General features: G+C 67.8%; 11 protein-coding genes. 5 read left to right on the top strand and 6 right to left on the bottom strand.

Annotation, left to right across the window (positions count from 1 at the left end; translation table 11 throughout):
- Positions 1–108 precede the first annotated feature (108 nt).
- Positions 109–696: a TetR/AcrR family transcriptional regulator gene (locus A3ES_RS0135460; protein ID WP_020391593.1), complete on the bottom strand. Its 588-nt coding sequence runs from the start codon at positions 694–696 to the stop codon at positions 109–111.
- Positions 697–976: 280 nt separating this feature from the next.
- On the opposite strand from A3ES_RS0135460, the gene A3ES_RS0135455 reads away from it, so the two are divergent.
- From A3ES_RS0135455 to A3ES_RS0135445, 3 genes are all read left to right on the top strand, one after another.
- The gene (locus A3ES_RS0135455; protein WP_202806670.1) at positions 977–3,523 is read left to right on the top strand and encodes a bifunctional FO biosynthesis protein CofGH; all 2,547 of its coding nucleotides are present in this window, start codon (positions 977–979) and stop codon (positions 3,521–3,523) included.
- Positions 3,524–4,159: 636 nt separating this feature from the next.
- The gene (locus tag A3ES_RS49540; protein ID WP_083933902.1) at positions 4,160–5,059 is read left to right on the top strand and encodes a type IV toxin-antitoxin system AbiEi family antitoxin domain-containing protein; all 900 of its coding nucleotides are present in this window, start codon (positions 4,160–4,162) and stop codon (positions 5,057–5,059) included.
- Positions 5,056–5,820 (top strand): nucleotidyl transferase AbiEii/AbiGii toxin family protein, encoded by a 765-nt coding sequence (locus A3ES_RS0135445; RefSeq protein ID WP_020391590.1) that lies wholly within the window; start codon positions 5,056–5,058, stop codon positions 5,818–5,820. Before A3ES_RS49540 ends, A3ES_RS0135445 begins: the two co-directional genes overlap by 4 nt.
- 25 nt (positions 5,821–5,845) lie before the next feature.
- Here the strand turns inward: A3ES_RS0135445 and A3ES_RS0135440 are convergent, their stop codons facing one another.
- From A3ES_RS0135440 to A3ES_RS0135420, 5 genes are all read right to left on the bottom strand, one after another.
- On the bottom strand, positions 5,846–6,508 hold the full coding sequence (locus tag A3ES_RS0135440; RefSeq protein WP_020391589.1) for a response regulator transcription factor: 663 nt from the start codon (positions 6,506–6,508) through the stop codon (positions 5,846–5,848).
- Positions 6,505–7,650 carry a sensor histidine kinase gene (locus A3ES_RS0135435; protein ID WP_020391588.1) on the bottom strand — a complete coding sequence of 382 codons (1,146 nt, stop codon included), beginning with the start codon at positions 7,648–7,650 and terminating at the stop codon, positions 6,505–6,507. The genes A3ES_RS0135440 and A3ES_RS0135435 overlap by 4 nt, the downstream gene beginning before the upstream one ends.
- A 42-nt stretch (positions 7,651–7,692) precedes the next feature.
- Positions 7,693–9,792 carry an MMPL family transporter gene (locus A3ES_RS49535; RefSeq protein WP_020391587.1) on the bottom strand — a complete coding sequence of 700 codons (2,100 nt, stop codon included), beginning with the start codon at positions 9,790–9,792 and terminating at the stop codon, positions 7,693–7,695.
- 124 nt (positions 9,793–9,916) lie between these two features.
- Positions 9,917–10,534 carry a hypothetical protein gene (locus A3ES_RS0135425; protein WP_020391586.1) on the bottom strand — a complete coding sequence of 206 codons (618 nt, stop codon included), beginning with the start codon at positions 10,532–10,534 and terminating at the stop codon, positions 9,917–9,919.
- Positions 10,527–12,464, bottom strand: a complete 1,938-nt coding sequence (locus A3ES_RS0135420) for an acyl-CoA dehydrogenase family protein (RefSeq protein WP_020391585.1) — start codon at positions 12,462–12,464, stop codon at positions 10,527–10,529. Before A3ES_RS0135420 ends, A3ES_RS0135425 begins: the two co-directional genes overlap by 8 nt.
- A 111-nt stretch (positions 12,465–12,575) precedes the next feature.
- Here A3ES_RS0135420 and A3ES_RS0135415 point away from each other — a divergent pair, with 111 nt between their 5' ends.
- The gene (locus tag A3ES_RS0135415) at positions 12,576–12,971 is read left to right on the top strand and encodes a TOBE domain-containing protein (RefSeq protein WP_026163501.1); all 396 of its coding nucleotides are present in this window, start codon (positions 12,576–12,578) and stop codon (positions 12,969–12,971) included.
- Positions 12,971–13,735: a molybdate ABC transporter substrate-binding protein gene (gene modA, locus A3ES_RS0135410; protein ID WP_020391583.1), complete on the top strand. Its 765-nt coding sequence runs from the start codon at positions 12,971–12,973 to the stop codon at positions 13,733–13,735. Before A3ES_RS0135415 ends, modA begins: the two co-directional genes overlap by 1 nt.
- Positions 13,736–13,774 lie beyond the last annotated feature (39 nt).

Here is a 13,774-nt window from a genome sequence, read left to right as displayed (position 1 = left end):
CAGAACCGGCACTACTTCCTGTCGGTCGGGACACAACGCGAACCCCAGACCCATATCCCAACAGGCTCTACAAGCTGGCGGCGGTCGTAGTGCCCGCCAGCGGCGCCTCTATCGAAGGTGAGTGAGAAGGGCCGCGAAGTCTGCGTGGTTGTACGGGCGGGCGCCGATGAGCGACTGCAGGAGGATGCCATCCAGCGCAGCCACTAACAGGCTCGCCTTGTGGGGATCAGTGGTGAAGTTGCGGGCGATCTGGGTGAGGGGTTCGAGCCAAGCAGCGGCTGCCTCACGAAGCTCGGGTCGGCGTGCCGCGAGCAGATAGAGCTCGTACTCCGCCAGCGTGCGCCCTCGCCGGTAAACCAGACAGTGCTCGATCAGCCGCGCCAGCTCGTCGGCCGGACGGGCGCCCATCTCGTTGACGCGCTCGTACAGTTCCGCCGCGAGATCCTCGGCCGCCCAGGTCAACGCCGCCACCAGCAGATCGTCCAGGGTCGCGAAGTGGTACGTCGTCGACGCCACCGAAACCCCCGCCTCAGCAGCCACCGCCCGATGGCTGACCCCCGCCACCCCATCCCGCTCAATCACCGCCAACGCAGCCGTCAGCAACTCCACCCGCCGCAACCGCCCCCGCACCAGCCGCCCATCCACCATCGCCAGCCTCCATCCACCCCACCACAGCAGCACCGCATTCGCCGCCATCCACGATCCAGCCGAGCGGCGACAGCATCGTCGATGTCGCTCCCAGCTCTGGGCGCTCCCACGATCCGGCCGCCCACCCACCACGCCACCCACACTTTCGGCGGTTAACCCCCGAAAGCGGGGGTTGTCACCCCGGATTCCGGGGTGACAACCCACCAACTCAGGGGTCAACCGCCCAAATGCGGTCCAGGTGAGCGACGGTATCAGGACAGACGTACTGATTGTTTTTGCCCTGGGAAATCGGCTGGTTCCGGTCCGGAGGCCGCCTACGCTTCTAGGCGTGACTGCTCCCGGACAGCCCCCAGCCACTCCCCCGAACGCCCCGATCAGCACCGCCATGCGGCGTGCGCTGAAGCGGGCCGACGACGGCAAGACGCTCGACCCGGCCGAGGTCGAAGTACTGCTGTCCGCCTCCGGCGACGCGCTCGACCAACTGATGTCGACCGCCGCCCGGGTCCGCGACCAAGGGCTGGCCGATGCCGGCCGGAGCGGGATCATCACCTACTCCAAGAAGGTGTTCATCCCGCTCACCCGGTTGTGCCGGGACCGCTGTCACTACTGCACGTTCGCGACCACGCCCGGCCGCGTGCACTCGCCGTACCTGAGTCCCGACGAGGTACTGGAGATCGCCCGTCAGGGTGCCGCTCTCGGTTGCAAGGAGGCGCTGTTCACCCTCGGCGACGCTCCCGAGGATCGCTGGGACGCGGCCAAGACGTGGCTCGAAGAGGCCGGCTACGACAGCACTCTCGACTACGTACGCGCGATGTCGATCCGGGTCCTCGAGGAGACCGGCCTGCTGCCGCACCTCAACCCCGGAGTGATGTCCTGGCAGGACCTCCAGCGACTGAAGCCGGTCGCGCCGAGCATGGGCATGATGCTGGAGACCACCTCGCGTCGGCTGTTCGAGGAGAAGGGGCAGCCGCACTTCGGTTCGCCCGACAAGGACCCGGCGATCCGGCTGCGGGTGCTGGAAGACGCCGGTCGTTCCAACGTGCCGTTCACGAGCGGTCTGCTGATCGGCATCGGCGAGAACCTTGAGGAACGCGCCGACTCGATCTTCGCGCTGCGCCGAATCGCTCGTCAGTACGGCGGAATCCAGGAAGTCATCATCCAGGGCTTCCGGGTGAAGCCGGACACCGCGATGCGCAACGACGCCGACGTACCGCTGGACGAGTGGCTCGCCGCGATCGCCGTCACCCGGGTCGTACTCGGCCCGCGGATGCGCGTCCAGGCTCCGCCGAACCTGGTCGACCTGAACGAGGCCCGCCTGCTGCTCGATGCCGGCGTCGACGACTTCGGTGGCGTCTCGCCGCTGACCCCGGACCACGTGAACCCCGAGCGCCCCTGGCCACAGATCGACGACCTGGCCAAGGTCACCGCGGATGCCGGTTTCGCCTTGCGGGAAAGGCTGACCGCGCACCCGGAGTACCTGCGTGAGCCCTGGCTCGACCCGCGGCTGATCTCGCACGTCGAGGCCCTGGTCGATCCGGAGACCGGGCTGGCCAACGAAGCCGCCTTCCCGAAGGGCCTGCCCTGGCAGGAGCCCGACGGCGGCTGGGACAGCGTCGGCCGCACCGACCTGCACACCGCGATCGACACCGAGGGCCGGCGGACCGAGACCCGCTCGGACTTCGACGCAGCGTACGGCGACTGGGACGTACTGCGAGAAGACGTCAAGAGCCGGGTGGCACCAGAAAGAATTCAAGGAGATGTCAAGGAAGCACTCGCAGCCGCCGAGCGTGATCCCGCTGGGTTGTCCGACGCGCAGGCGTTGACGTTGATGACGGCAACGGGTTCGGCGCTCGACCAGTTGGCGCGGATCGCCGATGAGTTGCGCAAGGCAACGGTCGGCGACGACGTCACCTACGTGGTGAACCGGAACATCAACTTCACCAACGTCTGCTACACCGGCTGCCGGTTCTGCGCCTTCGCGCAGCGCCGCACCGACGCCGACGCCTACTCGCTGTCGATGGACGAGGTCGCCCAGCGCGCCGAGGAGGCCTGGGTGATCGGCGCCACCGAGGTCTGCATGCAGGGCGGTATCCACCCCGACCTGCCCGGTACGGCGTACGCGGACCTCGTCCGTGCGGTCCGCGACCGCGTCCCGGAGATGCACGTGCACGCCTACTCGCCGATGGAAATCGTCAACGGCTCGGTCCGGACCGGCCTGTCGATCGAGGACTTCCTCATCTCGGTCAAGGAGGCCGGCCTGGGCAGCATCCCCGGTACCGCGGCCGAGATCCTCGACGACGACGTGCGCTGGATCCTCACCAAGGGAAAGTTGCCGACGGCAAGCTGGATCGAGGTGATCACGACGGCGCACAAGGTCGGTCTGCCGTCCAGCTCGACGATGATGTACGGCCACGTCGACGCACCGCACCACTGGGTCCAGCACCTGCGCACGATCGCCGCCGTCCAGGACCAGACCGGCGGCTTCACCGAGTTCGTGCTGCTGCCGTTCATCCACACCAACTCGCCGATCTACCTGGCCGGCGTGGCCCGCCCGGGTCCGACGTACGACGAGAACCGCGCCGTACACGCGATGTCGCGGATCATGCTGCACGGCCGGATCGACAACATCCAGTGCTCCTGGGTGAAGCTCGGCACCGACGGCTGCGTGGCGGTCCTCAACGGCGGCGTGAACGACATCGGCGGCACGCTGATGGAGGAGACGATCAGCCGGATGGCCGGTTCGAAGCACGGCTCACGCAAGTCGATCGAGGAACTCACCCAGATGGCCACCGCCGCCGGCCGACCGGCCCGGCAACGCACCACGACGTACGGCGAAGTCCCGCAGACCTCGCACACGGCACTCGAATTGGCCTGATCTACAAGCGTTTCCCGAAGTACTGATCCCCAGAAATCGCATCAGTACTTCGGGAAAAGAAACGCCGGCCATGTCGGGTGTCGGTCACCACCTCACTGGCGACCGGCACCCCGGCGACACGGCCGGCGTTCTGCTTTGCCCCGAGAGGGCGGTTCGGCCCGAAGGAGGGAGGTGCCGCCGTCTCATTCCGTGACCGGCAGGGGAGGTACAGTCCGGTCGCGGACGGGAGATTCGCGGTACCGCCTAGAGCCTGGTTGTCAGCGACCCGTCCGCCGCCGACAACAGAACGCTGTCACGGGGTGGCTCTACGCCGCCACGAGGCCGGTCAAACATTTGCATTGATCTTGGACAAGGCGACGCTCTGTATACAGAACATCACCTTCCGTACTCGCCAGTAGACAAGTTGCCTACCGCAACAACAATCCAACCCTCAATCACCGCGGACCAGCACTGCCGGATCAGCACAGATGGCTGCCTCCGCAGCAAGGATCCGTTGCCCATAGCAACTCGCAACTCCGCGACCCTCGGCCGCCTTGCCCCGCAGCGCCGGGCGAGAGAGACTACTCGGATATGCCAAGGTGATACTTCGATATTCAGGTGGTAGCATAATATCGAAGCAGCCTAGGGGGTATCGAAGTGCTTGTAGCCACAGTAGCTGCTATCGCCGACGAGCAGTGGGGCTTGGTGACAACCGCCCAGGCGCGCACTGCCGGCGTGTCGGCGCAGTCCATGGCACGACTGGCCGAAGACGGCGTACTGGAGCGCGTGACACATGGCGTCTACCGAGTGGTCGGCGCCAGCTCGTCACTGGACGAGCTACGCGCGGCATGGCTCGCACTTGCGCCTGAGCAGCTGGTCGCCGATCGCCTGCGGAATCCGGACGCGGTCCTGTCGCACAGGTCGGCCGCACGGTACCACCAACTGGGCGATCTGGACGCGGACCGGTTCGAGTTCACCGTTGCCGTCCGCAAGCAGTCCAAGAGACCGGACGTACGATTCCACCGCGAAGCACTCGCTCCGAACGACTGGCAGATCACCAGCGGACTCCCGGTCACCACCATCGCCAAGACCATCAGTGACCTGGCCAAAACTCATACCGACGGCGGGCACCTCGGCGGCGTCGTACGCGATGCGATCGCGGTGGCCGCGGTCACCGCCGAGCAGATCAGCTCAGCTCTAGCGCCCTACGCACATCACTACGGACAGCAACTCGGGCACGGCCACGCTCTGCTTGCTAGCCTTCTCGATGAGGCGGGCATCCCCAAGGCCACGCAGCAAGCGGCCCAGCTCGTCGCACCGAGACCATCGCAGGCCGACGCGGCCCTGCTCCACGCACTCGCGCTGATGGATCCACGGATCCCCAGGGATCTCCGCAATCGCGCGGCCCACATGGGACTGTCGACGGCGGAACTCCGGCAGGTACAGACCGCGCTAGGTATCACCGACGAAACAGGTGTCCTGCAGGAAGCGCTGCGCGCAGCCTACGAGGCCCGGGCGCAACTCCTCCACGAGTCGAAGGACCAGACCGGCAGATGAGAGACAAGCCATACGCCACCGCGCGGGAGTTCCGCGTCAGCGCCAACGCACACATGAAGAGGGTCGCCGTGAGCTCCGGGCGGCCACCGCAGGAGATCAACCGCGAGTTCGTCCTGCAACGGTTCCTGGCTCGGATCTTCCAGCACCCGGATGCGCCATGGGTTCTGAAAGGTGGCACCGGACTGCTCGTCAGGCTCCCCCGCGCCCGCTACAGCGATGACGTCGACCTGCTCTATTCGACCGACAACATCGACCTCCGTCTCCCCATCACGGAACTCCACACCGCGGCGGCCCGGCCGTGCGGCAGCGACTTCTTCCGCTTCGAACTCGGCCGGGTCGACGAACGCACAACGGAAGGCGCCGACAAGGCCGTCGCGACAGTCCGCGTCCTGGCCTCCATCGGCACGACGGCGTATCAGCGGTTCAGCATCGATCTGTCGGTCAAGAAGCGATCTGTCACCGCCGCCGACCGGGTGCGGCCCACGCCCGTCATCGTGCTTCCCGGAGTACCAGAACTTCCCGACTTCTTGCTATACCCCTTGGCCGACCAGATCGCCGACAAGGTCTGCCCCGCCATGCTGACTTCGCCTGGTCGGCAGTGGCCGGCTGGCTACCTGAAGGAAGCCGTCAAGGGGGGACTGTCCGCAGAGCTCCATGACCTCGATCAGGCCCTCGGCGTGGCGGGATCCTGCCTCGATCCGCTACTCGGTGGCGAGATCACAGATGGCACTTGGGACATCAGTGAGCAACGCTGGCAGTAGGCCCAGGCCGCAGCACTAGCTAGCACTAGCCGGAGGTCCGGACCAGACCGGATTCGTAGGCGGCGATGACCAGCTGGGCCCGGTCGCGGGCGTCCAGTTTGGTCAGCAACCGGCTTACATAGGTCTTCGCGGTCAGCGGGCTGATCACCAGCTGCTCGGCGAGTTCACCGTTGCTCAGGCCGCGCCCGATCAGCGTCAGCACTTCGCGTTCCCGGCTGGTCAGCGCAGCCAGTGCGCCGGGCGCCGGACCGGCCGGATCTGGTTGTCTCAGCACCCTTTCGATCAGCGCCTGCGTCGCGCCAGGCGACAACAGCGCCTCGCCGCCGGCCACGGTCCGGATGGCGGCCAGCAGGTCCGCGGGTTTGGTGTCCTTGACCAGGAATCCGCTCGCACCCGCCCGCAACGCCGCCACCACGTTGTGGTCGCTCTCGAACGTGGTCAGGATCAGCACCCGTACGCCGCGCAGATCCTCGTCGGCCGCGATCATGCCGGTCGCCGTGATCCCGTCCGTCCCCGGCATCCGGATGTCCATCACTACGACGTCGGCCCGGGTCGACCGGACCAGCTCGACCGCCTCATCGCCGTCGGCCGCTTCACCGACGACGTCCATGTCCGGCGCTGAGCGCACGAGCATCGCGAAGGCGCTCCGGACCAGTCTCTGGTCGTCGGCCAGCACCACCCTGATCATCCTGCTCCCCCGATCGGTATGGTCACCGCGACCCGGAACCCGCCGTACCGGCCGTCACCGGTGACCAGCTGACCACCAACGGATTGCGCCCGCTCGTTCATCCCAGCGATGCCGTAGCCGGCTGTGGTGCCGTTGTCGGACCTGCCACGGCCGTCGTCGGTGACCTCGAGCCGGACCTCCGCCATGTCGTAGTCGAGCACTACCTGAGCCCGTTGAGCGTGTGCGTGCTTCACCACGTTGGTCAAGGCCTCCTGCGCGATCCGGTAGAGGGTGATCTCGACGGCTGCCGACAGCGGTCGGCTGGTGCCGCGGACTCGCAGCTCGACCTGTACTCCGAGGGCTGTGGTGACCGCTACGAGCCGGGCCAGACCATCGAGGTCAGGCGTCGGGTGCCGATCCAGGTCGACCTCGTTGCCCCGCAGTACGTCGAGGGTTGTTCTCAGCTCAGCCAGTACTCCGCTGCTCGCGTCCGCCACTGTGTGCAGCGACTGCGAGATCGGCGCGAGGGTCGGATCGTCGGCGCGCTCGTCGAGCAGGTGAGCGGCGACGCCGGCGTGCGAGTTGATCACGACGATGTGGTGCGCCAGGACGTCGTGCAGGTCGCGCGCGATCCGCAGCCGCTCCTCGGCGACCCGGCGCTCGCTCGTCTCCGCGAGCAAGGCTCGATCCAGGCGCATCGCCTGGCCACCGACCGCGGCGACCGCGAACCAGCCAAGAGGGCTGATCACCTCCGCGCCGATCGATTCGTCCTGAGGGACGCTCGCGGTCACCAGGACTCCGGCGACGCTGATTCCGACCATCGCCAGCGTCGAGACCCGGGAGGTGGTCAGGGAGACCGTGTAGATGAGGACTACGGCTACCGGGAGCATGACTTCGTGCGTGTAGTTCAAGGCGTGGTAGCCCATCTGGACCACTACGCAGCAGAGCAGCGCCTGGATCGGGTAGCGGCGTCTGACAAGAACCGGCATGGTCGCCAGGACGAGCAGGGTGATGCCGAGAGTGTCGAGTTGCCTGCCGTCGAGCCAGTGCTGCGGCAGGGCGAGGACGGCGGCCAGCGGCAGGACGAGCAGCGCCGCGGTCAGCAGCAGGTCGAACCTGCCGATACCCCAGCGCCCCACTCCCACCAAGACCACCGTCCCCATCCCTCAGCTCCGTTCCCCGCCGACCAGCACTGTCCCCACTCCTCAGCTCCGGCCCTCGCCGACCAGCACCGACTCGTCCGCCGGCCCGTCGCCGCCGTCTGGCCCGCTCTTGCCCACCGGCCAGGCTGCTGCCGGTTGTGGGTCGTCCGCGGGGCGACTCGGCCACCAGATCCACCGGCGCAGCCCCACCACCATCGGCGCCAGTAACGCAGGCGCCACCAGCAGAGTCTGCAGCAGAACCCCGACCGCGACCACCACCCCGATCTCCACCATCGGTACGAACGGCAGCGACGCCAGCACCGCGAAGGTTGCCGCCAGCACCAATCCGGCCGACGCGATCACCGGCGCGGTGGCCGTCACGGCCCGCCGGGCGGCGGCCGTAGTACCGAGTTCCTTGCGGTCCTCGGCGATCCGTGCGACCAGGAAGATCGCATAGTCGACGCCGAACGCCACCAGGAAGACGAACACCAGCACCGGCATCGTCGGCTCCACGCCGCCGAACCCGAGCACGTTCTCGAACAGCAGAGATCCAAGCCCCAGCGCCGCGAGATACGACAGCACGACCGCGCCCACGATGAGCAGCGAGGCGACCAAGGACCGGAGCAGCAGGAACAACACCAGCAACACCACCGCGAGTACTAGGGGGATCACCAACTTGGTGTCGGCAGCGCTCGCCTCCTGAACGTCGACGCGCTCCGCCCCTTCGCCACCGACCAGCGCCGCCGGTGGCAGCTCGGCCCGCAGGTGCTTGATCACAGCCGCTTCCTCATCGCTGTCCGGCTGAGCCGCGGGTACGACGCTGACCAGGGACCAGCCGTCGCCCTCCCGATCGGTTTCCGCCGACACCACCTTGTCCGTCGCACGCGCCACAGCGAGCACCTGTCCTACCTGATCGGTGGGCGTGGCAACGGTCAACGGCCGGCCACCCTCGCCCGGGTAGGCCCGGTCCAGCGTCGCGAACCCCGTCACCGACTCCGGGGTCGTGGTGAACGAGTCGGCCTGCCGCAAGTCGGTCGAGAGGCCGAGCACACCGAGCCCTAGTGCACCGAGTGCCAGCGCCGAGACCCCAGCCGACCGCAACGGCCGAGCGAAGACCCACCGCCACCAGTCGCGGCCTGCGGGCGCAGTACTGGCTTGGTGCGGCACTCGAGGCCAGAAGACCTTGCGGCCCAGCGCAGTCAGTACTGCAGGGAACAGCGTGAGCATGGTGAACAGAGTCGCCAGGATCCCCAGCGCGCCGATCACGCCAATCCCTGAGATGTCGTTCATGTCGGCCACGAACAGGCACCCCAGACCGAGGGCGACCGTCGATCCTGACGCGAGGATCGCCGGTCCCACACCCTTCAGCGCGGCGCGCATGGCGGCGTGGACGTCGCTGTGGTGGCGCAGCCGCTCGCGGTACCGCGCGACGATCAGCAGCGCGTAGTCCGTCCCGGCACCGAACACCATCACGATCATGATCGACGAACTCTGCGTGCTCACCGTCAGGTCCAGCGCCCCGGCGACGACCCGGACCAGCGCCATCGACAGGTACGCGGCGGCCCCGACGGTCAGCAGCGGCACCAGCCAGAGGAACGGGCTGCGGTAGGTGATGATCAGCAGGAACGCGACGACGATGACGGTGACGAGCATCAGGGTCGTGTCGATCCCCTCGAACACCGCGTCGATATCCGCCCCGATCGCGGCCGGGCCCGTCACCTCGGCCCGCAGACCACTCGGCCGGTCAGCGGTGACTGCCCGCACCCGCTCAACGAACTTGGCGACCCCTGCGTCGTCCACGCTCGCCGGCTGGCTGACGGCGTACATGAGAGCCGTGCCGTCCTCGGCCGGGACGGGCGGCATGTCGACCTTGAACTCCCGTGCGAGGGTGGCGTGCTGCTGCGTCACCGCCTGCTCGTCCCCGTCGACGAGACCGCCGTCCCGGTGATAGACGACGATCAGTTCGTCGTCCTCGGAGCCCGGTACGCGATCCTCGACCTGATGCACGAGCGTCGACTCCGCACCGCCCGGCAGTTGATCGGTGGCGTCATCGCTCTGCACGTCTCCCAGCCCCGCGGCCAACGGAAACACCGCCACCAGCAACAGCAGCCAGACCCCGACCACACCCCACTTACCCCGCCGCCCAGCCGGCAACGTGAACATGGTGAACCTCCCCTGTCTTTGGACCTCAAACACTGGCCCGACAGGGTGGGGTGAAACGTCCGCCCGGGGTGGACAGTCCGCAGTACTCCCCTGGTTGACAAGTACTACGGTCGCGCGAAGGGCACTAGTACGGGTAGGTGTCGTCCCGGCGGGTGGGGTCCAGGTCCCAGAGGGAGAAGTCGACGACCTTGTGGGACTCCTCGCCGCCGGCTGGGGTCAGGCCGACGGTGTCGTAGTCCTTGGAACCGAGGCCGTCGAGGTAGCCGAGGAGTTCGAAGGCCGAGCGGGCGTCCTCGATGTCGTCGATGACCTCGTCGTTCTGGGCCTCGTCCGCGCGGCTGCGGACGTAAGCGACGAACGCCTCCGGGTCCGTCACCACGAAGTCGTACCGCGCCTGGTAGCTGAGGCGGATCCCGTTCTCCGGGATCAGCGGCTCGTCCAGGTCGTCGAGCTCACCGCGCTCGACCATCTCCCGGTAGTCGGCCGGGTCGTCGAAGTCGTCCGGCCCGAGCGGCAGGTCGTCCAGCTCGTCGGGGTCGTAGGAGTCGATGCCGAGGAAGATGTCACCCCAGCCGCGCTCGTGCACCGCGTCGGCGAGCACCCGGGCCTGGACCCGGACGTTCTCGATCGCCGTGGTGGCCCGCAGATCATGCAGGTCCAGGGCGTCGGCTTGCTCCAGCAAAACCTTCGCCAGTTCGCGGGCGGCCTCGGCGGCCGACGCGGGCTCAATCGGCTCACTCATGCTGCGACGGTACAACCATCGGCACATCGACTGCCGCGCCCGGTACGCCGAACGCGTCCACCAGCTCTCCGGCGTACGGCCGGACGGCGGCACAAAGCTCGTTCACCAGCGCCGTGATCGCCTTCGATCGAGGCCCCGACAACCGCCCGTGCTCGATGTACCAAGCGCGGTCCGCCTCGATCGTCGCGAGCGCGTGCAGGTCGTACAACTCCTTCAGCCGCTCCCGCGCAGTACCTTCCGGCGCAGCCTGTACCGCGGCCAGAAACGCCTCGAGCACCACCCGCTCGACATGCGCGCGGCCGGCCGCGATGACGTGGTCCTGGCAGCGGTTGAACACCTCGAACGCCTCGACCCCGTCGTCGATGCCGCGCTTCAGCCGCCGGGCCACGCCGGCCAGCATGTGCTGCTCGCGGAACCTGAGCATGCCGCAGTGATACGCGTCGTCCCGCAGCCCGGCGTCCGGGTCGGACGTGTCATTGCGATTCGGTACTACGTCCCGCAGCCGCTCGACGACTGTCCGCAGCGCGGTCTTCTCGACTGCGATCTCGACCGCCTGCGCGGCGATGAAGCGGGCCGTCCCGAGCGGATCGAGCTTGCCGAACGACTCCCGGTAGTTGGTCAGCAGCCCTTTCGCGACAAGTTGCAGCAACACCGTGTTGTCGCCCTCGAAGGTGGTGAACACGTCGGTGTCCGCCTTCAGGGTCGCCAGCCGGTTCTCCGCGAGGTACCCGGCGCCGCCGCAGGCCTCGCGGCACATCTGGATCGTCTCGGTCGCGTGCCAGGTGCCGAGCGCCTTCGTACCTGCCGCCTGAGCTTCCAGGGCTCGCTGGTCATGCTCGTCCTTGTCGATCACATCCTCGCCACCGAAGAGCCGGACGAACTCGTCGACCAGCTCGGCCTGCGCGAAGTGCAGCGCATAGGTGCGAGCCAGCAACGGCAGCAGCCGGCGCTGGTGCATCCGGTAGTCGAGCAGCAACGCCTCGTCCGCGCTGCCGGGCGCACCGAACTGGCGGCGGCGGTCGGCGTACCGGATCGCGATCGTCAGAGCGACCTTGCTCGCGTTGATCGCCGCGCCGCCGACGGACACGCGGCCCTGGACGAGGGTGCCGAGCATCGTGAAGAAACGCCGGTCCGGGTTCTCGATCTCGCTCGAGTAGGTGCCCTCGGCATCGACCTGCGCGTAGCGGTCGAGCAGCGCGGTGCGGGGTACGCGGACCTGGTCGAAGACGATCCGGCCGTTGTCGACGCCGTTCAGGCCGAGCTTGGCGCCGCAGTCGGACAGCGTGACGCCGGGCAGGGGCTCGCCGTCCGGAGTACGGATCGGGACGAGTAGGCAGTGGACGCCGTGGCTCTCGCCGCCGACCACCAGTTGGGCGAAGACCGTGGCCATCCGGCCGTGCCGGGCCGCGTTGCCGATGTAGTCCTTGCGCGCGGCCGCGGTCGGGGTGTGCACGACGAACTCTTCGGTCGCCGGATCGTACGTCGCCGTCGTACCGAGCGCCTGGACGTTGGAGCCGTGCCCGGTCTCGGTCATCGCGAAGCAGCCGAGCAGCCGGCCCTCGATCGCGTCGGTCAGGTACTCGTCGTGGTGACGGCTCGTGCCCAGGTGCAGGATCGCGCCCGCGAACAGGCCGAACTGCACACCCGCCTTGACCATCAGCGACAGGTCACCGAAGGCCAGCGTCTCGAACCCGGCGATGAAGCCGCCCAGATCACCCTGCCCGCCGAACTCCTTCGGGAACCCGCGTCCGGTGTGTCCCTCGGCGGTGACCTGCTGCATCACCGCGAGCACCTTGTCCCGGTACTCCGCCCGGCTCAGCTCCAGCCCGGCGTCGAGCAGGTCGGCGTTCGCCGCCAGCCCGTCCCTGACCAGATCCCGCGCCGCCTTGTGCGGTCCGTCCAGATACTCCCGCAGCCCCGTCGTACTCATAGGCCAAACCTATGCCGCCCGGGCCGCGCTGGTCATGACGACGCTCACGTTCGCGGAGGATAAGCCAAACTGGCCTCCTGGATGCGCAACTGCGGCGATATAGTGTCGAATGTGCCGAATTTGCGGATCAGTGAGGCGGCCGCGTTGCTCGGAGTCAGCGATGACACCGTGCGGCGCTGGGTCGAGCAGGGCCGGCTGCCCGCCGTACAGGAGGGTGGCCGACGGGCGATCGCGGGCGCTGAGCTTGCCGCCTTCGCGCAGCAGTTGGCGGAGTCGCCCGAGCCGGGCAACACGACTGCCGCCTCGGCGCGCAACCGCCTGCGCGGCATCGTCACGCGCGTCCTCAAGGACGGCGTGATGGCGCAGGTGGAGATGCAGGCCGGGCCGTTCCGGGTCGTCTCGCTGATGAGCCGGGAAGCGGCGGACGAGCTCGGCCTGGAGCCGGGCGTGGTCGCCGTCGCGTCCATCAAGTCCACTCACGTCGTTGTCGAGATCCCGGAGGCCTGATGTTCCGCCGTACTGTCGCTGTGGCGCTTGCAGCCGTTGCCGCGTCGACCTTGGTGAGCTGTGGTGACGACACCCCGGCGGCCTCTGGTACTACGAGCCTCTCGGGCACGGTCAACGTGTTCGCGGCGGCGTCGCTGACGGGGACCTTCACCCGGCTCGGCAAGGACTTCGAGGCCGCGCATCCGGGCGTCAAGGTGGTCTTCAACTTCGCCGGCAGCTCGGCACTCGCCCAGCAGATCAACCAGGGTGCGCCGGCCGATGTCTTCGCGTCGGCGGCGCCGAAGAACATGGATCAGGTGACCGGCAAGGGCACCGCGACGACGTTCGCGAAGAACAAGCTGGAGATCGCGGTCCCGAAGGGCAACCCGGGCAAGGTCACCGGCCTGAAGGACTTCGCGGACCCGAACCGCAAGATCGCCCTCTGCGCCGAGCAGGTGCCGTGCGGCGCCGCCGCCAAGAAGGTGTTCGAGGCGGCTCACCTGACGCCACAACCAGACAGCCTGGAGCAGGACGTGAAGGCGGCCCTCACCAAGGTCACCCTCGGCGAAGTCGATGCCGCCCTCGTCTACAAGACGGATGTCCTGGCAGCCAAGGACAAGATCGAAGGCATCGACTTCCCCGAAGCCACCCAGGCGATCAACGACTACCCCATCGCCACCCTGACCGACGCCAAAAACCCAGCCACCGCCAAGGCCTTCGTCGACTACGTCCTCTCCCCCGAAGCCAAGACAGTCCTCACCAAAGCCGGCTTCGAAACCCCATGACCCACGCGAGGGGGCCGGCGAGGTGTTGGGTGGGTGAGG

It is taken from the genome of Kribbella catacumbae DSM 19601 (assembly GCF_000372465.1).
Taxonomy (GTDB): Bacteria; Actinomycetota; Actinomycetes; order Propionibacteriales; family Kribbellaceae; genus Kribbella; species Kribbella catacumbae.
This window is presented reverse-complemented; position numbering and strand designations above follow the sequence as displayed.

Coding starts and splice junctions, on each gene's coding strand:
- A3ES_RS0135460 (WP_020391593.1), bottom strand. CDS start 696: ATGGCGGCGAATGCGGTGCTGCTGTGGTGGGGTGGATGGAGGCTGGCG.
- A3ES_RS0135445 (WP_020391590.1), top strand. CDS start 5,056: ATGAGAGACAAGCCATACGCCACCGCGCGGGAGTTCCGCGTCAGCGCC.
- A3ES_RS0135440 (WP_020391589.1), bottom strand. CDS start 6,508: ATGATCAGGGTGGTGCTGGCCGACGACCAGAGACTGGTCCGGAGCGCC.
- A3ES_RS0135435 (WP_020391588.1), bottom strand. CDS start 7,650: ATGGGGACGGTGGTCTTGGTGGGAGTGGGGCGCTGGGGTATCGGCAGG.
- A3ES_RS49535 (WP_020391587.1), bottom strand. CDS start 9,792: ATGTTCACGTTGCCGGCTGGGCGGCGGGGTAAGTGGGGTGTGGTCGGG.
- A3ES_RS0135425 (WP_020391586.1), bottom strand. CDS start 10,534: ATGAGTGAGCCGATTGAGCCCGCGTCGGCCGCCGAGGCCGCCCGCGAA.
- A3ES_RS0135420 (WP_020391585.1), bottom strand. CDS start 12,464: ATGAGTACGACGGGGCTGCGGGAGTATCTGGACGGACCGCACAAGGCG.
- modA (WP_020391583.1), top strand. CDS start 12,971: ATGTTCCGCCGTACTGTCGCTGTGGCGCTTGCAGCCGTTGCCGCGTCG.